Genomic DNA, 20,445 nt, shown 5'->3' on the forward strand with positions numbered 1-20,445 from the left:
ATGCTCGGTCCGCGCTCTTCACTTCGGACAGGGAGCGATCCGCAGGCACAAATGTGGCCGAGGCGATACGTTCCGGACGAGCACAGGAAGGTGACAGTTCCCGGTCGAGATGAGATCAGTCGGTACTCGGTGAGCCACGTCGGGGTCTGCTCGTACAGCGAGTGCGTCGATATCGACTTCCCGGAGACCGGTGAGTACGCGTTACCCGTCGACGCCATGCCAATCGATCAGATGTCCAACTCATGATTCGCGCCCACGCTCGGGCTGATCGCGCCAGCACCAATGCCGGGCTGCGGGGTGCCGGACGTCTGAACTGCGCGGCGTATCGAGGTTGAGAGAACGTCGAGATAGGGCCGAGGCATCGGGTGGCGGCGTTACCCTGAGAACACAGGTTTTCAAGGTATGCGCGGTGTCGATCGTCGAGCGTCGCGGATCGGATGGATCGCTGGATAGCTGATGACCGAGGACGAAGATCCCCTGGTAACGCAACGCAACGTGGGCGCAGCGGTCGTTGCGCAGCTAGAGGCAGAAGGGTTCGAGAACGCCGAGGAGATCGGGCGCGGTGGCTTCGGCGTCGTTTACCGCTGCACTCAGCCGGGCATCGAACGTGTCGTCGCAGTGAAGGTGCTCACCGCCGACCTGGACGAGGTGAATCGAGCGCGATTCCTCCGGGAACAGCGGGCTATGGGCAGGCTGAGCGGACACCCGAATATCGTCAACGTGCTGCAAGTCGGCGTCACCGAGGGTGGTGTCCACTACATTGCGATGCAGTACCACGCGCAGGACTCGCTGGATATGCGGATCCGCCGACACGGGCCGCTCCCGATCGACGAGTCGCTGCGGTTAGGGGTAAAGATGGCCGGGGCAGTGGAGACCGCGCACCGGCTCGGGATCTTGCACCGTGACATCAAACCCGCAAATATTCTACTCACCGACTACCGGGATCCGGCGTTGGGTGATTTCGGGATCGCGCACATGTCCGGCGGATTCGAGACCGGCACGGGTACCGTCACCGGTTCGCCGGCCTTCACCGCCCCAGAGGTGCTCCGGGGCGATTCGCCGAGCCGGGCCTCGGACGTATACGGACTCGGTGCGTCTTTGTTCAGCGCCCTGACCGGTCATGCCGCCTTCGAGCGCCGCAGCGGTGAGCAGGTGGTGGCCCAGTTCCTGCGGATTACCACCCAGCCGGTACCGGATCTGCGCGAGCACGGAATCGACGACGACGTGTCCGCGGCGATCGGACGCGCAATGGCCGCAAATCCTCAGGACCGGCCCTCCGCTGCTGAGCTCGGTGACGAACTGCGGCGGATCCAGCTGCGCCTCGGCTTCCCCGCCGACGAGATGTCTCTGCACGCCGAACCAGGCGCACAGCAGCAATCACCGGTTCCAGGCGTTACACCATTCGCCAAGCACATTACGTTGGCGCACCGCCAACCGACGTCACATGCCACTCGGGGCGTCAAGGGAAACCTTCCGATCGAGCTCACCAGCTTCGTCGGGCGTCGGAGTGAACTGACGGACACCAAGGCGATGCTGTCGGACTCCCATCTTGTGACGCTGACCGGGATCGGCGGTGTCGGCAAGACCCGTCTGGCCTTGCGGGTTGCCGAGAATATGCGACGTGAGTTCGTTGACGGAGTATGGCTGGTGGAGTTGGGTGAGCTGTCCGACGGGACGTCGTTGAGCGATGTAGTGGCTGCCGCGCTCGGGTTGCGTGAACAGGCGGGGACACCGTTGCATGAGGTACTGCTGGAGTTCCTGGCCTCCCGGGAATTGCTGCTGGTGCTCGACAACTGCGAGCAGATCGTGGACGCGGCGGCCCGGCTGGTCGAGACCCTATTGCGCGCCTGCCGAGGAGTGCGGGTCCTCGCCACGAGCCGCGAACCTCTGGGGATCGGTGGCGAGGCGGCGCTGCGGGTTCCGCCACTGACGGTGCCCGACCCAGATCGGCACTCGACGCTGCGGGGCCTACCCCGCTATGACGCGGTCACCCTGTTCGTCGACCGCGCCGTCATCGCCGTCCCGGGGTTCGAGCTCACCGACACCAACAAGGATGCAGTCGCCCGAATCTGCCATCGACTGGACGGGTTGCCTCTACCGATCGAGCTGGCGGCGGCTCGGCTGCGGGCGATGTCGCCCGAGCAGATCCTGCAGCGGCTCACCGATCGTTATGCGCTGCTCACTCGCGGCAGCCGGCTGGCGCCCTCACGGCAGCAAACTCTCAGACTGTGTATCGACTGGAGCTACGAGCTGTGCACACCGGATGAGCAGGCGGTGTGGTCTCGACTGGCGGTGTTCGCCGGAAGCTTCGAACTCGACGCCGCCGAACAGATCGGCGGCCGCGGTCTGGAGCCGGAGAATCTCCTCGACCTGGTGACCTCACTGGTGGACAAGTCGATACTGATCCGCGAAGAAGCCGGTCCCGTGGTCCGATTCCGGATGCTCGAGACTCTGCGCGACTACGGTCGAATGCAATTGCAGGAGAGCGGTGAGTACGACCAATTTCGCAGGCAGCACCGGGATTGGTACGAGAAGTTGGCACTTGCGGCGGAAGATGAATGGATAAGCTCGCGGCAGTTGGACTGGATCGCCCGGCTCGGGCGGGAGCAGTCGAATACGAGAGAGGCGCTGGAGTTCTGCGCGACAAATAGCCCCGAGACCGGACTGCGCATCGCCGCCGCCCTATTCCCCTTTTGGATCTCTCAGAGCTGGTACAGCGAGGGACGGCGTTGGCTAGATCGCCTCCTGGCCAGCGCTCCGGGACTGCCTACCCGCGAAAGAGTCAAGGGCTTGTATGCGGACAGCGTCCTGGCCGAATTGCAGGGTGAGATTCCGGTGGGAACCGCACTCGTGGAGGAGGGGCGCGCATTGGCCGAACAGTCGACCGACCCGTTGGTCCACGCACTCGTGGCCTATTCCGACGGAATGCTCGCGCTCTTCAGCGGTGATCTTCGTCGTGCACCCTCGCTCCTACACAGTGCCCTCGAGACTTTCACCAGCCGGAAGAACCACCCACTGCACATCGGGGCGCTACACATGCTGGGGATAGCCCACGAACTCCTCGGCGAAACGGAGCAGGCAATCGAGTGCTACGAGCAGGTCCGCGCAACCACGGAAGCGCGCGGTGAATCGATGTACCGCGCGTACGCACTGTGGGGTATGGGTGTTGCAGTGTGGCGGCAGGGTGATGTGGTTGGGGCGGCACGGCTACTCGAACAGTCGCTGCGCCTGGCGCGGCAGGTGAACAGCCCACGAACTGTCGCCACCTGTCTCGAAGCCCTGGGCTGGCTCGCCGCGACCGAGCGTGACGCGCATCGCGCGATCGTCTTGATTGCTGCGGCCGAGGCCCTGGGGCACTCCATTGGCAGCGCCGGAGTCGTGTTCCCTACGATGCTCGCTCACCACCAGCAGTGCGAGCAGTCGAGTCGTCTGGCTCTGGGGGAGCGAGCATACGAGGCGGCCCGCCGGGAAGGCCGGTCCTTGGGGCTGGGAGCCGCCTTCGCCTACGCTCTCGGCGAGCCGGCGCCAACTTCCTCGGCCTCCACGGAAACATCGCCGAAGCTGACTAAACGAGAACGCCAGGTCGCCGATCTAGTCGCCCAGGGCCTTACCAACAAGGAGATCGCAGCTCGACTCGTGATCTCGCCCCGCACTGCCCAGGGACACGTAGAGCATCTCCTCGCCAAACTCGGATTCACCTCCCGCGCAAAGATTGCCGCGTGGGTAGTGAAACAGACGGGAAGCGAGCACTAAGGTGGGCTCGGTCGATCGCCGCCAGGGCTTCATTCGAATTGGTGGCCCAGGCGCTGATCAGCCGCGAGACTACTCCCCGCGCTCGATGCATCGAAACTTCCAGCACGGTGTTCCCAGGAGGTTCGAAGAGCTACGGTCGATCTCGATCTCGACCGTCGTCTCAGTCATCAGGGGCGCCTTCGGCGTTCTTGCGGACACGGGCGAACAGTGCGCGCATCTCTCGGACGTTGGATGCTCGGACGACGTGGTAGGCCTCGGCGTACGGGTGGACGACGTTCACGGAGCGCCCGCCCTCGTCGAGGATGGCGTGGTGGATCCGGAATTCGGAGTGCATGTGCTCGCGGAGGAAGTTGACGCCGACGTTCATCAGTTCGAGCGCGTCTTGTGCGCTGCGGCTGAGTTCCGGTGAGGCTCCGGCGTGCGAGGCGATGCCGTGAAGCGCACGTAGGACTGCATATCTGAAGTCGTCATATTCACAACTCCTGACCAGCAGGTAGCAAGTCAGTGCAGGCTTGTCGCAACCTGGGCCGCGATCCAGGAAACCAATGCCGACCGAACGAAATCAGTTCTATTCATGTCTACAGTGCGTGGGTCGGGCCCGAATATCCCCCACAAAGGATGAGCCGGATCGTGGCGCTGCGGGCCCATTGTGTCACCCTCCGGATCGATTGAAGGGTACATCTCTGCCGACGGAAGCCGTTCCATGTGAACGAGTTCCGGATGCAGTGCGTGCAGCAGACTGGTCTCGAAGTACCCCGCATGGTCCGGTGGGACCGGTGAGGCGGGGCAACGATTGACCGCGGTAGCGAACACCGCGAGTGTGCGATCGGACCGCCCGTTCCATGCCTCGGCAAGATCGTCGATCATCTCGAGTTGCTCGTCGGCGAAGTGCCCGGTGAACACCACGGCCAGTCGGACGCCGAACGACTCCAGCTTCGCCAAGGTCTGCTCGAGGTGCGTCCGAATCGAATCAGGGGAGTTCATCATGATCGTCCACGGGTAGTCCGAGTGCCCACCGCCGGTGCCCTGGTACACCGGCGGAAGCACGATGCCGCCGGTATCGGTCGCGGCTCCGACGCAGACTCCGTGGGCGGTGAGCGCGTCGAGCCCGATCGGCAGATGCGCGCTGTGGAATTCGAGAGTGCCCAAGGGTAGGTACGCCACCGGGGCCGCGGCAAGTGCGGCGTCGAGCTCGGAAGGGGACATCAGTTCCGCTTGCACGGCGCCTCTTGCAGTCGAAGAAGTCATGGCACGCACTCGCTTTACTTGTAGTAGTTACGCGGCCAGTTGTGCTCGGACAGCTTCAGCCGAAGCTCTTCAGGGAAGGGTTTGCCGTCGGAGTAGGAGATATTTCGCGCAACGTTCCGGCGCGAGCTCATTCCGGCGATCACCGTGGAAACCTCGGGGGAGCTCAGTGCGTAGCGCATAGCGGCCTCGGCAAGCGTCGGGAAGTACAGCGAGCAAAGTTCTTTCAGCGCCTCGACCCGAGCGAGCGTCTCGGCGAAACGTTCGCCGCGGAACATCTCGTGCTGCTGGGAGCCAGGTTCCCACGAGTCGTAGGTCTCGGCCGTCCACTGTCCGCCCAGTGAACCCGAGTCGAGTGCAACGCGATCGATGAAGGCGGTCCGTGTCTTGCGTCCGGCCGGGAACAGTGCGTCGGCAGGACGCTGCTCGAACATGTTGAAGATGACCTGGATCGAATCGACGAGGCCGAGCGAGGCGATGTCGATGCCTTCCTCCGGTCGATAGTCGCGGATCGATACTCCGATCTTGTCGATCTTTCCTTCGATGCGAAGTGCGTTGAGGGTCTCGAGCCAGTCCAGGTTACGCGTGCCGTCGGCGAACCAGCCGTGCAGCTGAAGCAGGTCCAGTCGTTCGACGCCCAAGCGCCTCAGCGCTAGATCTACACCGTGGCGCAGGTGCCATTCTGGATAGCGGCCGGACATGAGCGGTCCGTCTTCGTCGGGGCTCGGCCACACGACGGGCTGTATTTTCGTAGCGACATAGACTTTGTCGCCAGTCCACCGCCGAAGTGATTCGCCGACGACTTCTTCGCTGTGGCCTGCCCCGTAGAGTTCGGCGGTGTCGACGAAATTGATTCCCTGCTCGTAGGCGTGCAGGAGTGTCCCGATCGACTCTTCGTCGTCGACCTTGCCCCATTGCCCGCCGAGTTGCCAGGCCCCGAAGGATATTTCGCTGACATCCCAGCCTGTGCGGCCGAAGCTGCGGTACTGCATGAGTGGTGAACCTCGTTGTCTTTGGGTGAGACGGTTTGTGGTGGCGGTGTACTTCGGGTGAGGCTCAGGGGATGACCAGGGTTCCTATTCCTCGGCTGCGCATCAGCAGGCCCTTCTTGACGAGAACGTCGACAGCGGAATGGACCGTGGAGTACGAGAGCCCGATCCGCCGACCAAGAACGGTCTCGCTTTCCAGCCGATATCCTCGTTCGAGCGTGCCGTTGGTGATCGCGGACTCGATCCGTTGAGCGAGCTGAGCGTAGAGCGGTATAGGCAGATCGCGGTCGAGGTCGTGGACGAGTTCGTCGGGCAGGGTACGTACGAGAACAGCGGGCATGGGGTTCCTCGGGTCGAGTGCTCAGGATGCGACGAAGACAGTGCGTAACCACTCGAGCGCGTCGTCGTTCGGCAAGGAGCCGTCACTTGCATCGTGGCGTCCGTATTCCCCGACACGTTCGGCACCCAGTGCGCGCAGCTTCTCGTCGATGATTTCGCTTCCGTGACTATAGGTCTCGTAGCTGCTGTCCCCGAGTCCGAAGACTGAATAGCGAACCGCGCTCAGGTCGGGGGAGTCGGCCTCCAACGCCTCGAAGAACGGGCGCGCGCCGCTGGGAAGTTCGCCGTCACCGTGGGTCGAGCACACAACGATGTAGCTGTCTTCGGTGGAGAATTCCGAGATGTCGTAGTCGGTCATGTCGATGGCCACGGCATTATGGTTGCCGTCGAGCTCCTCGACGAGGTCCTCGGCGACCATCTCAGCGTTGCCTGATTCGGTTCCGAAAAGAATGACGGTCCTGCTCATGGTGTACTCCTCGATCAGATAGTGGCGGAATGGTGTGCGAAGTCGAGCGCGCTGTACCCGGGCTTGGATGCCGCAGTGCTGCGAGCGTTGAAGTCGGCGATGATGGTGTCTGCGACCATGCGTGCGTCGGCGCGGTTCTCGGGAATGGTTCCGCGCGGTCCACGTCGGACCCATCCGACGCAGAACAGACTGTCGCCCAGAATGCCCCGGTCGAGGTCCACATGCTCGGCCGAGGCGTGGTCGGCCCGGAGTAGCGGTGCGCTCTCGTTCTCGGCGAACCCGATGGCGGTGCAGACGGAGTCGGTCTCGAGACGGACCGTCCGGCAGCTTTCGTCCAGTGCTTGGACAGTGAGGCCGGCGACGGCGTCGTGGCCGTCCAGTTCGACGGGCTCCCAACCGAAGTGGAACCTGGCGATGCGCTGTGCACTCGGCTCGGAACTGTCGATCAGCATCTTGACCGCATCATGTCGCGACGGATCTTCGTCGTCCGCGGGTGTGACCATATCGGCCTCGAAGCGAACATCGGACAGTTTGGCCAGTTCCTTGATCATCGCGAGATCGAACTTGGCCGCGGCAGGCAGGGATCGACCGACGATATCGATCTCGCGGACGGGACCAGAGGTGATGGCGCCGATCACGTCATCTGCGACACCGAGTGCGCGAAGCTGCTCCGGCGCGGTCAGGAACAGTCGGAGCAGGTCGATGGCGACATTTCCATGACCGACGATCACGATGTGTGCGCCGAGGTGCAAACCTTCGACTGTCTCGTCGGGGTGGCCGTTGATCAAACGCGTCAACCTGCCGGCCCCATACACACCGGGGAGGTCGGTGAGACAGTCGAGTGTACGGTCCGCGTGAAGGCCCGTAGCCAGGACGACGATGTCGAACGTCGATCGGAGTTGGTCGAGTGTCACATCGCCGCAGCCTTCGACCGAGGTCACGATGGTGGAGCCGACGAAGGTGACGTTGTCGCGTGTGAACAGGCGGTCGAACTGTTTCGACACGGCGCGTGTGCCCGGGTGATCCGGAGCCACTCCGTATCGCACCAGGCCGTACGGGGTGTCGAGGCGATCGAATATGACGATCTCGGATTCGCGCCATTGCTTGCGTAGGAACTGTGCGAGGTAGCACCCGGACGGTCCGCTGCCGACGATCGCGACCGATGGCTGCGACTCGATGGTGTTCGTCGTGTCCATGACGGGTCTCCCTGGCGGTGAATGTAGTTGATTGTGTGACAAGGACGATAACACCGGAATGGAGCTCCGAAAATCGAATTCCAAGGTTTTCGACGAGTTATTTTTCGACGTCTGAAGATTCTGTATTCCAGTAAATACATATCCTTGACGAAGTTGTATTCGAGTCCATACCAAGTTGTATTGATGGCGATACAAATCGAGGATGGAGTCTTGTTGGACCGTGCCTGCAGAAACGGGAGACCGGTCCGGACGATCCGCGCGATTCTTCGGTGGTTGGCGGGCCTGAACTTGTTGCGTTGGCCCCGTGACCTGCACAAAAGAAGAGATTGGATATGAAAGCAATACAAATATCGGATTCCGGCTCGACGAAAAATAGTTGAAAGAGTTTCCGCTGAGATAGTGACGCGGACCACGTCCATGGCCTAGCATTCGATATCGATCAACTCGCGTCATGACCGACTTTTCGGTTCGAGCGAATTACGCAAAGGAGCGTAGGAGACGTGTCCCACGGATCACTCACCACTAATTCAGTGGAAATGGACTTGCCGCCTCTCGGCGATGGTGCTTACAACCGGCGAATCGGCCTCGTTGCAGTCGTCGCTACTTTCGGCGGCCTGCTGTTCGGTTACGACACGGGCGTTCTCAACGGTGCCTTGTCGTTCATGGTCGAACCCGGTGGACTGTCGGCGTCCGGCCTGACATCGGTGCAGGAAGGACTGATCACGTTCACTTTGCTCATCGGAGCGGCGATCGGTGCGTTCAGTGGTGGTCGACTTTCTGATGCGATGGGGCGGCGACGCAACATCATCCTGCTTGCCATTCTGTTCTTCATCGGCGCTGTCGGATGCGTCGTATCACCCGGTTACGGAAGTTTCCTCGTCTTCCGTTTCGTTCTGGGTCTTGCCGTCGGTGGAGCATCGGTAACCGTCCCGGTCTATCTCGCCGAGGTCGCACCGTTCGAGAAGCGTGGCAGCATCGTCTCGCGTAACGAGCTTATGATCGTGTCCGGCCAGTTCCTGGCGTTCGCTGTCAACGCGATCATTGCGAACATCTTCGGGCATCACGACGGCGTGTGGCGCTACATGTTGGCGGTGGCTGTGGTGCCGGCCGTGTTCTTGTTCTTCGGGATGCTGCGGATGCCCGAAAGTCCGCGCTGGCTCATCGCCAACGGTCGAGACGACGAAGCTCTGGCGGTGCTGTTGACCGTCCGATCCCACGAACGTGCTGTCGCCGAGATGGACGAAGTTCGCCAGCTTGCAGAACTCGAGAAGGTCGAGAAGGCCGGCACCTACTCCGAGATCTTCCGCACGCCCTGGATTCGCCACTTGTTGTTCGTCGGCATCGGCCTGGCCATGTATCAGCAGCTGACGGGTATCAACTCGATGATGTATTACGGCACGCAGGTACTCGACGAGGCCGGATTCGGCTCGAGCGCCATCACGTTCAACGTGCTCACCGGCGTGATCGCTGTCGGCGCAATGCTTCTCGCCCTGACGTTCATCAACAAGTTCAACCGTCGCACGCTGTTGATCTTCGGCTTCGCCGGCACGACATTCGGGCACATTTTCGTTGGAACCATTGGACTGGCACTCCCAGAAGGCAATCCCGTTCGTCCTTGGCTACTGCTCATCGGCATTCTGGTCTTCGTCGGTATCGTCCAGGGCACCATCGGTCCGGTCGTATGGCTGATGATCGCCGAGATCTTCCCGCTCAAGTGGCGAGGACGCATGATCGGCCTCGCAGTACTCGCGCTCTGGGGCATCAACGCACTCATTTCGCTTGCCTTCCCGATCTTGGTCGAAGCCCTGCATTTCGGGACATTTCTCCTGTTCGCGGTGGTGTGCTTCCTCGGCACACTTTTCATGATCACCTCCGCGCCCGAAACACGTGGTCGCACCCTCGAGGACCTCGAGGAGCAATTCCAGGAGAAGTACCGCTCGCTGTAGTTCTCCAACCGCATCCGCAGTGGCCACGTCGGATCGACGACGAGCCGATGCCTACACGGTAGAAACATCCAGGCGCGCAAGCGCTGTACACGTCGAAGTGAGGTCCGAAGTCCATGACATCCACCGCTGATACGCAGGCACCGCTTGTGCACGGATGCTCAGTCGCGCATCACCCGAGCCCCGCCGCGGAGTCGCCCGGCACCGATCGGCAGTCGGATGCCGGAACTTCGCCCGCTTCGGTCGAACATGCCACCGCACCGGACGATCTGACCGTCTACTACGACCCGCTGTCGTATTCCGCTTACGACTATCCCTACGACACCTACAGGCGCCTCCGAGATGCGGCTCCGGTCTACTACAACCCGGACCGCGACATCTACGTGGTGTCACGCTATGACGACGTCCGTGCAGGCTTGGCCAACCACCAGCAGTTCGTCAACGGGCTTGGGAACGACATCGACGGCACGCACGACTCTTACGGTGAAGGGATCCTCGTTGCTCAGGATCCGCCTCGCCATACGGCCCTGCGCCAAGCGGTTCGTCGCACCTTCGCTGCCCGCGAGATCCTCGCTCGCGAGGAAGGTACCCGGGACTTTGCGCGAAAGCTGTTGGCTGACATGCACGCGAAGGGTAGTGGGGACTTCGCCAGTGACTTCGCGCTGCCGATGTCCATCGGAATGGGCATCTCACTGCTCGGCTCTCCGGCCCAGGACAATGCAGTCATTGTCGAACACCTGTGGCGCGCCATGGAGCGAACCGTTGGAAAGTTCGGAATCCCGGCCGATGCGGCAGCAGCAAATCAAGAAACCGAAGTCCTCCTCGCGGAACGATTCGCCGCCCGACGGGTGGAAATCGATGCAGGCGCCGACACTTCGGGCTCGGACGCCTACACGCAGATCCTGCTGGCACAGCGAAAGGGAAAGGTCTTCGAGGCCGAGATGGACGGGTTGGCACACCTGGTGCTATCGGCGGCGAGCGACGCTCCCGCGGCCCTGCTGACCAACATCGTGTATGTCTTCGACAAGTTCCCACGTCTGCAGGGCTACCTGCGGCAAAATCCTGACATGATCAAGCAGTTCGTGGACGAGACCCTCCGCTACGAGACACCAGGTCAAAACCTGTCGCGTCAGACGACCGAGGACACCGTCATTGCGGGTGTCACAATTCCCGCCGACTCGCGAGTGATGTTCTTGCAAGGCTCCGCCAACCGCGACGAGCGTGTCTACTCCGATCCCGACACATTCGACATCAACCGCGAGTTCACACCGAAGAATCGAAGCATGTCGTTCGGCGAGGGCATCCATGCATGCATGGGTGCACCCTTCGCGCGGCTCGCCGCCAAGATCGCCGTCGAGGAACTTCTCGCAGGACCGGAGATCCGCATCGTCGGGCAGCCCGAACGCTGGGTCAAGCAGATGGTCCGCGGATTCTCACGGCTGCCGGTGGAGTTCTCCGCGCCGGGTGCTCAGGTGGCGCGAGCCATCTATTCGCTACCTCGGTGACCAATCCTCCACCTGTTGCGGCGTGCCGGGGCCGGCATGGGTGACAATGGAGAAGTGGCAGCCTTTGTCGTCGAGCATGATTCCCCGCTGACAGCCTGGGGGCAGATCCGACGTGATCTGCGACGCCGCATCGATGAGGGCGAGTTCGTGTCGGGAGCTCGCATTCCCACCGAAGCTGCGTTGATGGAGCACTACGGCGTCAGTCGAGTGACGGTCCGCCGGGCAATCGCGGCCATGGTCGAAGACGGATACGTCGAGAGTCGACGTGGATCCGGCACCTATGTGACAGGTCGAGAGCTGACAGGCAGATTCGATCTCGACCTGCACAAACCGTGGCGGCAGCAACTGATCGCGAAAGGCCACGACGCGAGATCTCGGATGGACGACAACGTGGGCGCCCCCGTTCCACCTGAACTGGAGAGGACCTTCAAGCAGTTTGTGCTGCCCGGACGCTTGATATTCGCCCGTGAGATACATCTTGTCGACGAAATTCCGATCGGCCTCACGGAATCTTGGTCGCCGGCCGAGTTAGCCGGCGCTGAGGCAATCGTTCCTTTGGCACCCGATCAACCTGTTGTTGCAGAGTGTTTCGCGGAGATCGGCTTTGCGACGACGCTCCAGGCCGAACTCCTGCACTCATACTTGGACATACCACTCGTAGTGGTGCACGCCCAGTCCCGACTTGCGGGTACTCGACAGTTGGTCGAACTGTCGCGGACATCATGGCTCGGGAGCAGAGTTCGGTTGTCCTATGACCGCGAACTCGTTCTGTCCGATATCGATAGCATGCAATTCTTTCCCAACCTGCCTGACCGTGACGCGGCAGACTCTGACTGACAGCGGCACGTCAACTTGGTGAAAGTCTCGCGATTCGCGAGCCAGGGAGGTATGCGAGAAGTCTCGACGAGTGTATCGACGACAAGGACGGACGCGATGATCGGGCGTCACCACACCCTTCGCCGTGAGGGGTCTCGGGTTGGAGTCGCGGGTGCAGTTGTTCGAGGACATTCGCCGGGACGCTCGGTGCGAGGATCTGTCGATCCGCGCACCCCAGATGACTGGACGAAGACGTCCGCCGGCCCTTTGCTCTGCGCCGCCATCGTCGACTCGGTGTCCGGGCACTGACGCACGACCCTGCCTCAGCGCAGTTCACCATGGGTGAGGTCATTTGAAGCCGCCTCAACCTCCAGCGGATTGCCAAAACATGCAGTGAGTGCAATCATTTACTGCATGCAAGAAAAGGCTGGGTTGCGTGAGCGTAAACGGCTGGCGACTCGTCAACTCATCGAAACCACGGCGGTCGAACTGGTGGGCGCGCGTGGGTACGACGCGGTGACAGTGGACATGATCTGTGCCGCGAGCAACGTCTCGAGCAGGACCTTCTTCAACTACTTTCCGTCCAAAGATGCCGCGGTGATCGGCGATGTACTCGTCATTCCTGATGACGACACCGTCAATCGGTTGCTCGACGAATTCCCTGCAGACCCGCTGCGCGCGGTGGTTCACATCTTCGAGACTGCGGTACACGGCGTCGGTGACGACTTCGATCTCCAGTCGCAGCGCCGCCAGATCATCAAAGGCAATCCGGAACTTCTGCAGCGCCACTTGAGGGGCTTGCACGAACTGGAGGAGTCTCTGACCCGACTCGTGGCGCAGCGTTTACTGGCAAACCCGGAACAGCGACACCTCGCAGGGAGGGTGGACGCCGAAGAGGAGGCCAGTGCCACGGTCATGACAGCGGGAGCCGCGATGCGCTACGTCTTCCGCCGCTGGCAGAACAGCGACAAGAACCAGACCCGAGCTGAACTCCTCACCCCTGCGCTCGAGTTGATGGCCGAAATCATTCGGCCCGCAGACCATCAGAAGTAAGGATCTCGATGACCACACCGACACCGCCGTCCCCGGACCCCACCCCGGAGCTGACCGATCGTGGGCCGGCGGAGGCATCTTCGAGCGATCACCGCAGCATTGTGCTGGTATTTGCAGGCTTGATGATTACCATGCTGCTTGCATCATTGGATCAAATGATCTTCAGCACTGCGCTGCCCACCATCGTCGGGGAGCTCAACGGCGTGAACCACATGTTGTGGGTGACCACCGCATACATCCTTGCCTCGACGATCATGATGCCCGTCTACGGAAAGCTCGGCGACCTCATCGGTCGCAAAGGTCTGTTCATCGGCGCCATCAGCATCTTCATCGCCGGATCGATCATCGGAGGCCTCGCGCCCGGCATGACCGCTCTGATCATCGGGCGCGCCGTTCAAGGCCTCGGTGGCGGCGGACTGATCCTGCTGTCCCAAGCGATCATCGCCGACGTCATCCCCGCCCGCGAACGCGGAAAGTACATGGGCGCCATGGGCGGTGTGTTCGCACTCGCTTCGGTCGGCGGACCGTTGCTGGGTGGGTGGTTCACCGAGAGCATCGGCTGGCGCTGGGCATTCTGGATCAACGTGCCACTGGGATTTCTCGCCATCGCCGCCGCGGTACTGTTCCTCCACCTGCCCAAGGGCCGTACCACCAAACCCACGATCGACGGCTGGGGTATGGCGCTGATTGCGGTCGCAGCCACCTGCCTCATCCTCTTCACCACGTGGGGTGGCAACACCTACGCCTGGGGTTCGACCGTCATCATCGGCCTCATCGTCGGCGCCGTCGGCGCCTCCATCGCCTTCGTCATGGTCGAACGTCGATCTGCGGAACCGATCATCCCCCTGCACCTGTTCGCCGAACGCAACTTCGTTCTCACCACCGTGGCGGGTCTGATCACCGGAATCGCGATGTTCGGCGCCTTGGCATACCTACCCACGTACCTGCAGATGGTTACGGGCAAGAATGCCACCGAGGCCGGCCTGCTGATGATTCCGATGATGGCGGGGCTGCTCGTCGCCTCGATCGGATCCGGACAAGTCGTAAGTAAGACCGGACGATACAAGTGGTTCCCGATCATCGGCACCCTCATCGTCGCGGGTGCCCTGGTGCTGCTGTCGACACTGACGCCCACCACGTCACTGGTAGTGATCGGGTGTTACATCGCTCTCATGGGAGTCGGACTCGGGCTCGGCATGCAGATCCTCATACTCATCGTCCAAAACACGTTCCCTGCAAGTGAAGTGGGAACAGCAACCGCATCCAACAACTTCTTCCGCCAGATCGGGGCCTCACTCGGCGCCGCGATCGTCGGAAGCCTGTTCACCACGCGCCTGACGAACCTTCTCGCCGAGCGCATGCCGGAAACCGGCACGGCGCTTCCTCGAGGCGAGAACTCACTGACCCCGGCCATCCTCAAAAGCCTCCCAGAGCCGGTACGTGAGGTGATCATCGGCGCCTACAACGACGCGTTGACCCCGATCTTCCTCTACATGGTCCCACTCGTGATCCTCGCGGTCCTCCTCCTGCTCTTCGTCCAGGAAAAGCCTCTGGCGACCCGCATCGACCGCGAACCGAACGTCGATCTCATCGGCGCCCTCGACGGGCCGGAAGACGGTCAGACCGCAGCATCCGGCATCGGGTCACCCCAGACCAGTACGTCGAGGTAAGGCGAGGAAATGGGCTGTGCGGCAGCAGCACGTTGTCGTGACGGCAATTCAGACCGGTCCGCCGCCCCACCCCTATTGCGCGGGGAGAGGTTTCGACGCATGTAAAACCGCCCTCGGACGCTGTCTGAGGGCTTCAGACAGGTTCCTTTCTACTGCTCGACCGGGTTGTGGCCGCCGTGTTGCCACCGGAACCTGCTCGGCCGTGTCATGTCGGGTCCGAGGGAGGGTTGTTGTTGGAGCGCTGTCCTCGACTGGGTGCAGATGTGATGCTGCCTCGATCCACCGGCTCCGCGCTGGTCGGCGATCGTCGCTACTTCGACGATGAGGGTTCGGACGATACCGCGGGCAGTGGATTTGTTGTGGCTATCAATTGGCTCAGGAGGTTGCGCGAGAGAGTTGACGCGATTTCTGTCCGAGGTCGATAGTGCGCTCAGAGTTCGAACCAGTGTGCGTGGTTGTCGATATCTATGAGCAGGGACACGCCCGATTGGCGTGTCCCTGCTTGTTCTTGGCTGGGTCCGAGGGGACTTATGCGACGGGATCAGGCGTGACCGGACGTGTTTCCATTGATTTCACGGAGTCTTGGGTGCGTCTTCGCCCGGCGACCGCGAACGCTGCCGACAAGACCACTGTGGCGACCACGAACACATAGGTCATCGCGTCGATCGGAGCCGGGGGTGGGTTGATGATTGCGCTGACAAGCAACCATGCCATCGTCAGCGCGCCCACGGTGCACGCGATGACCAGACCCGCACCCAACTTCTTCTCGCGCGCGACCAGTCTCACTGCTCCAGCGCAGATCAGGACATAGGGAATGACCCAGAAGTATGCGACCAGCGTCGCGACGGCAGAGTAGATCGTCAACGGCGATCCCAGGTCCAGCGCGACCATGGTCACGAGCCCCACGAGACCGACACCGACCGTCAGGACAATGGCATTGACAGGACTGTGTAGACGACGATGTACTTGCGCGAACCGGATCGACAGCAGTCCGTCCGCTGACAGTGTCGCGGCGAACCGGGAACCGTAGTTGGCGAAGCCGATGAGGGACGCGAACGTGGCGATCGCCAAGACGAGATCCGATGCCTGTCCGATTCCCTCACCAAGGCCCGATTGCTGCGCGAGGGCTGCGGGTCCGGACATCCCCGCTTCGATGTTCGTCGAGGCCTGCATCAAACCGGGGATTTGAAGGAACGTTGCGGCGAGATACGCGACGCCGAGGATCACCGGGACGCTCATCACGGCTGCGGGGACATTGCGTTTGGGATCCTTGGTTTCGGCGGCCAGGGCGGCGCAACTCTCGAGGCCGACGACAAAGGCAGCACCAATAGCGATGCCGGCAATGATGCCACTGGTCGTCGAGCCCTGCAGTGACAACTGTTCGCCGAGATGAAGGCCCGTGTGGATAGCGCTGGCTCCGGTGATCAGCAGCATCAACGGCAACGACAATACGGTGAGCGATACCGCGACGACGACCGACGTGTCCAGGCCTCTGCATGTCACCGCGATGACCACGATCGCGGACACTACGTAGATCAAGATTTGGGTGCCGTGGTCCAGCCCGGAATCGACGCCCACCGACAGGAGGAAGCTGCCCGAGTAGAGGCCGATGATCAACAACATCGACAGAATTTGTGCAAGGTAACCAAGGAACAGGGTCGCGGCCATCAGGTAGCGCGCCCAAGGACCGAAGACTTCGGCGATATACGAATACAGCGACCCCGTGGCGACGAACCGCTTGGCAAACGTGATCACGGCAACGCCGACGCATGTTGTCGCAATTGCAGAGATCAACGATGCCAACCAACTGCCGTTGCCGGCCGTGGCCACCATTAGAACGGGGAAGCTGGCGATCGCCACGGCAGGGATGAACGACGCCAGAGCGAGCGAGATGATCTGAGTTCGACTCAGATGCCCTTCATCAAGACCGGGTAGTTCGATCTCGCCAGTGACGGCAGATGCCGGTTTATCAATCATTGCTGGATCCTCCAGGCCTGTCCTGACGATGACAGGCCGTAGTTGCCTCGTCAAGAGTTGCTCTTTCAAATGGGGTGGGACGTCGGGTAGCGATTGATGGATGCGGTAGCCGCTCGTATCGACCAGTGAATGCGGGCAGGAGCGGCGGACTTCCTCTTGGTTCGTTTCGGCATGAGGATCACCTTCTGGTGACTGCCCTCACGTCCTTCCGTCAAACGTGAGCTGAGTCACCGACTGGGGCATTCGGTCAAGTTAGTTGCCCAAGCCGGATGTGTCAACACTTGACCGAATCGCTTCGCTGTGTCCCGGCCAACTCGTACCTGTGCGACCATCTTGTCCAAGCGATCAAGTCGTTGGCTCAAGTAATTAGGCGTGTTCTTCGAGTGCGATGTCAACGTCACCGAATCCCCGGTTACACACTGTTGACCTGCAGGTACCGGTGTTACGTTGATGTTTCCCAACGGTCCGATCAGAGAAGGCGCACCCGCACCGGGCTCGCCTGGTTGGATCTCGCGAACGCGACGACTGCAGATGTACATGACCCATGACCCATCGGCCTCTTGGGTGACCCAATCTTCCCTGCGAGACCACTCTTCGAATCCGAGGCGCTTCAGCCGTGGCATGCCGCGCAGTGCGCAGTCGCGCCGCGCCGCGCCGAACCAACGCGGTACGTGGAGCGCTCCGCGGCATCGTATCGCGGGGCGCAGCTGCGGACCCGACCGAGAATGATCGCGGCTGACCGCCATGACAAGTGGTGACAATGTCCGAGGACAACATCAACAAGTGCACGGAGCACGGCGACTGGGGCCTGCGGCGAAATTGCTGATCAACGAGTCTCTACCGACCGGTCGGCACCGCCAGACTTCCTACAGGCCTGGGACTTGCCGATCCTGCGGTTCCGGACCTCTGCAGACACCGACCGCGCCGACTTCCTGCGTATTACTCATCGATGCGGATGCCGGTTTCCGTGACAGTGATCTGCTACGTCAACCCAGGGTGCTTCCTTCGGGTGGCGATCGCCGATGTTCGTTTCCACCGCCTCGATGAGTTTGCCGCTGCGAAGATCTTGTGCACTACGCGGTCCGGAAGCGCTCATCGTAATCGGTGAATTCAGCTCTCACGAGGATCAGATCGCGCTGCTCGATGCGGGGGCGGACCACGTCTTGAACGTACGGACAGCAGCCCGGAAAGTGATCGAAGGGGTCCGTTCGACTCTGAGGAGGGCGCGGAATTCGACCACCGCTCACGACACCAGTCTCCTAGGATCGAGACCCGCGCCCTGGCCCACGGTTACGCGAATAATCAGCTTTATTGGTGCGGACCATCGTGCGCCGAGTGATACCGCATGTCTCGAGGCAACCGTGGGTCGGCGGGCGAGAGTGGCGACCGATCCACATCCACGTTGGAACTCCTTGGGGGAGAGGGGATCGGCCAACGATGTCCGGGGTAGGCTTCCGGTTTCAGCACGGAAGCCGACCTCCGGCATGTCGCTCACGTGCAGAGATCACGCGAGACAACAGAATTATGATGCCTCGGGTGCGAAAACTATATGGTCGCAACACTTCCCGAATTCCGGCGGCAGCGTGATCGGGGCCGACCCGGTGGGGAGCGAAACCGACCTCCGGCCGGCATGCGGCACTCGACGGCTGCCATCCGGCGCAGGAGCGACCACAGATCTTCGAGACGCGATCTCCGGAGTGCAGCGGCGGCCGAGTCGCCGGTGCCCTAGCGGGCCAGATAGCCGCCGTCCACAACGAGATCGGAGCCGGTCATGTATGAGCTGTCGTCCGATGCCAGGAAGGCCACTGCTCGTGCGATCTCGGCCGGCTCGGCGAGCCGTTTGAGGGGGGTGTTGTCGATCGACGAGGCGAGATCGAGTTCGTCGTCGTTCATCGGGGTCTTGATGTAACCGGGGCACACCGTGTTCACACGGATTCGGGACTCCGCCAGTTCGAGCGCGACACTGCGGGTCATCTGCCTGACGGCGCCCTTGGTGGCGGTATATGCGAGGTAGTCGGGATCACCGACGTACCCCATGATCGACGCGATGTTGATGATCGATCCGCCTCCCGCCGCACGCATCGACGGTGCGACGGCACGCATGCCCAGGAATGGTCCCGTCTGATTGACGGCGACGATCGAGTCCCACGCCTCGCGGTCGGAGGCGACGCCTTCACCCGGACCGGAGATCCCAGCGTTGTTGACCAGGACCCCTACGCCGCCGACACAGCGCTGCGCCAGTGCGACGGCGTCACCCCAAGAGGTTTCATCGGTGACATCGAGGTGCGTGTAGTGGACGTCGAGTCCTTCGGCGCGTAGTTGTGCTGCATATTTCTCGCCAGCGTCGTCGAGCACGTCGGCGAGAAGGACCTGGGCACCGCGTTCGGCGAGGACGCGGCCGATCGCGGCCCCCAATCCCCGTGCGGCGCCGGTGACGATCGCACCGCGTCCTTCGAGTGTGGAATTCATGTACTACTCCGATCGGTCGTGGGCGGCCCCACGCGAGGATCCTGCCCGAGCAGGTATCGGCGAACGATGGGCTGACGGCTCACAGGCCGAGGTAGTCCTCGATGTCGTCGTAGTTGACCTGCCACAGTCCGGGGTACCCGTGGCTGTCGTCGTGGAAGGAGCGGAAGCCGAGCAGCTGCTGCACCCGGGGGGACAGCGTCCGAGCAAGCTCGAGATCGATGACGTGCGGGTACGCCTCCTCAGGTACGAGGTATCCGGGGTTGAAGGTGAAGGCCACTCCCCGACGGCGAACATCGGAGGTGACGTTGGCCCCGCCGCCGTGCGCCAGTTTCCCGCTGAAGAACAGGGCGTCGCCCGCCCTCATCGTCGCGGGAATTGTCTGTTCCGGGGTGCCGCGGTCGTTGAAGTCGGGCCACTTGTGGCTGCCCGGAATGACGCGGGTCGCGCCGTTCTCCTCGGTGAAGTCGGTCAGTGCGATGAGGAAGTTGCACATCACCTCAGGGCCGTGGGGGCCCAGTGCGAGGAACGGCGGGTAGTTCTCGAGGTCGCGGTGATGCGGCTGTGCCCTGTTTCCGGGGCCGATGTCGATCACCTGGGCGGTGCCCATCCAGTACGAGTCGTAGGAGTCGAGCATCGCCCGGTCCGCGACGGCGAGGGCGAGGTCGTGATCGATGATCTCTTCGCGGAAGGTCTTGCTCAAGGTGACGAGATTCGTCAGGCGCCTGGTCTGCGCACCGTGAAAGTCCTGGACTCCTTCGTTCGAGGACAGCGACCCGGGCCGGAGGCCGTCGAGGTGCGGGTCGATCTCGGCGTTGAATCGGGCGACTTGGTCGTCGGTGAGCATCCCGTCGATGATGACACCGCCGTCGCGCTCGACGATCGCTGCGATCTCGTCCGCCGTGGAGGTGTTCGGAACATGAGCGAGGGCTGCCTGAGTTGTGCTGGTCATCGGACTTCCATCCTTCGGTAGGTGGTCAGCAGGGAATCTCGTCACGTGGCAGGTGCTGCTTCAGCCGCCACAATT

The 20,445-nt window shown here is 62.0% G+C and carries 15 protein-coding genes; 6 read left to right on the forward strand and 9 right to left on the reverse strand.

From position 1 onward, the window contains the following. Positions 1 to 456: 456 nt before the first annotated feature. Positions 457 to 3,753 (forward strand): protein kinase, encoded by a 3,297-nt coding sequence (locus ACFVJ3_RS21625; protein ID WP_378453967.1) that lies wholly within the window; start codon positions 457 to 459, stop codon positions 3,751 to 3,753. 160 nt (positions 3,754 to 3,913) lie between these two features. Here the strand turns inward: ACFVJ3_RS21625 and ACFVJ3_RS21630 are convergent, their stop codons facing one another. From ACFVJ3_RS21630 to ACFVJ3_RS21655, 6 genes are all read right to left on the reverse strand, one after another. Beyond that, positions 3,914 to 4,120 carry a hypothetical protein gene (locus tag ACFVJ3_RS21630; RefSeq protein ID WP_378453968.1) on the reverse strand — a complete coding sequence of 69 codons (207 nt, stop codon included), beginning with the start codon at positions 4,118 to 4,120 and terminating at the stop codon, positions 3,914 to 3,916. Between the two features lie 134 nt (positions 4,121 to 4,254). Further along, the gene (locus tag ACFVJ3_RS21635) at positions 4,255 to 4,959 is read right to left on the reverse strand and encodes a creatininase family protein (protein ID WP_378453969.1); all 705 of its coding nucleotides are present in this window, start codon (positions 4,957 to 4,959) and stop codon (positions 4,255 to 4,257) included. A gap of 56 nt (positions 4,960 to 5,015) precedes the next feature. After that, a complete protein-coding gene (locus tag ACFVJ3_RS21640; RefSeq protein ID WP_378453970.1) occupies positions 5,016 to 5,990 on the reverse strand; it encodes an aldo/keto reductase in 975 nt (324 codons plus the stop codon). Between the two features lie 64 nt (positions 5,991 to 6,054). Beyond that, positions 6,055 to 6,327, reverse strand: coding sequence for a GntR family transcriptional regulator (locus ACFVJ3_RS21645; protein WP_378453971.1), 273 nt, complete (start codon positions 6,325 to 6,327; stop codon positions 6,055 to 6,057). Positions 6,328 to 6,348: 21 nt separating this feature from the next. Next, the gene (locus ACFVJ3_RS21650; protein ID WP_378453972.1) at positions 6,349 to 6,792 is read right to left on the reverse strand and encodes a flavodoxin domain-containing protein; all 444 of its coding nucleotides are present in this window, start codon (positions 6,790 to 6,792) and stop codon (positions 6,349 to 6,351) included. Between the two features lie 14 nt (positions 6,793 to 6,806). Further along, positions 6,807 to 7,988: an FAD-dependent oxidoreductase gene (locus ACFVJ3_RS21655; protein ID WP_378453973.1), complete on the reverse strand. Its 1,182-nt coding sequence runs from the start codon at positions 7,986 to 7,988 to the stop codon at positions 6,807 to 6,809. A gap of 500 nt (positions 7,989 to 8,488) precedes the next feature. On the opposite strand from ACFVJ3_RS21655, the gene ACFVJ3_RS21660 reads away from it, so the two are divergent. The 5 genes from ACFVJ3_RS21660 to ACFVJ3_RS21680 all read left to right on the forward strand — a co-directional run bounded on the left by ACFVJ3_RS21660 (position 8,489) and on the right by ACFVJ3_RS21680 (position 14,975). Then, the gene (locus tag ACFVJ3_RS21660) at positions 8,489 to 9,934 is read left to right on the forward strand and encodes a sugar porter family MFS transporter (protein WP_378453974.1); all 1,446 of its coding nucleotides are present in this window, start codon (positions 8,489 to 8,491) and stop codon (positions 9,932 to 9,934) included. Between the two features lie 113 nt (positions 9,935 to 10,047). Further along, complete coding sequence (locus tag ACFVJ3_RS21665) at positions 10,048 to 11,436, forward strand: cytochrome P450 (RefSeq protein WP_378453975.1); 1,389 nt, start codon at positions 10,048 to 10,050, stop codon at positions 11,434 to 11,436. A gap of 54 nt (positions 11,437 to 11,490) precedes the next feature. Further along, positions 11,491 to 12,273 carry a GntR family transcriptional regulator gene (locus ACFVJ3_RS21670; protein WP_378453976.1) on the forward strand — a complete coding sequence of 261 codons (783 nt, stop codon included), beginning with the start codon at positions 11,491 to 11,493 and terminating at the stop codon, positions 12,271 to 12,273. Between the two features lie 393 nt (positions 12,274 to 12,666). After that, positions 12,667 to 13,305 (forward strand): TetR/AcrR family transcriptional regulator, encoded by a 639-nt coding sequence (locus tag ACFVJ3_RS21675; protein ID WP_378453977.1) that lies wholly within the window; start codon positions 12,667 to 12,669, stop codon positions 13,303 to 13,305. A gap of 8 nt (positions 13,306 to 13,313) precedes the next feature. Next, positions 13,314 to 14,975 (forward strand): MDR family MFS transporter, encoded by a 1,662-nt coding sequence (locus ACFVJ3_RS21680; RefSeq protein WP_378453978.1) that lies wholly within the window; start codon positions 13,314 to 13,316, stop codon positions 14,973 to 14,975. A gap of 528 nt (positions 14,976 to 15,503) precedes the next feature. On the opposite strand, the gene ACFVJ3_RS21685 is transcribed toward ACFVJ3_RS21680, so the two are convergent. From ACFVJ3_RS21685 to ACFVJ3_RS21695, 3 genes are all read right to left on the reverse strand, one after another. Next, a complete protein-coding gene (locus tag ACFVJ3_RS21685) occupies positions 15,504 to 16,952 on the reverse strand; it encodes an APC family permease (protein ID WP_378453979.1) in 1,449 nt (482 codons plus the stop codon). Positions 16,953 to 18,677: 1,725 nt separating this feature from the next. Beyond that, positions 18,678 to 19,421, reverse strand: a complete 744-nt coding sequence (locus ACFVJ3_RS21690) for an SDR family NAD(P)-dependent oxidoreductase (RefSeq protein ID WP_378453980.1) — start codon at positions 19,419 to 19,421, stop codon at positions 18,678 to 18,680. Positions 19,422 to 19,500: 79 nt separating this feature from the next. Further along, positions 19,501 to 20,370, reverse strand: coding sequence for a phytanoyl-CoA dioxygenase family protein (locus ACFVJ3_RS21695; RefSeq protein ID WP_378453981.1), 870 nt, complete (start codon positions 20,368 to 20,370; stop codon positions 19,501 to 19,503). Between the last annotated feature and the right edge of the window lie 75 nt (positions 20,371 to 20,445).

Origin of the sequence: Rhodococcus sp. NPDC127593 (genome assembly GCF_042671975.1) — a bacterium.
In the GTDB taxonomy this organism is placed as follows: Bacteria; Actinomycetota; Actinomycetes; order Mycobacteriales; family Mycobacteriaceae; genus Rhodococcus_F.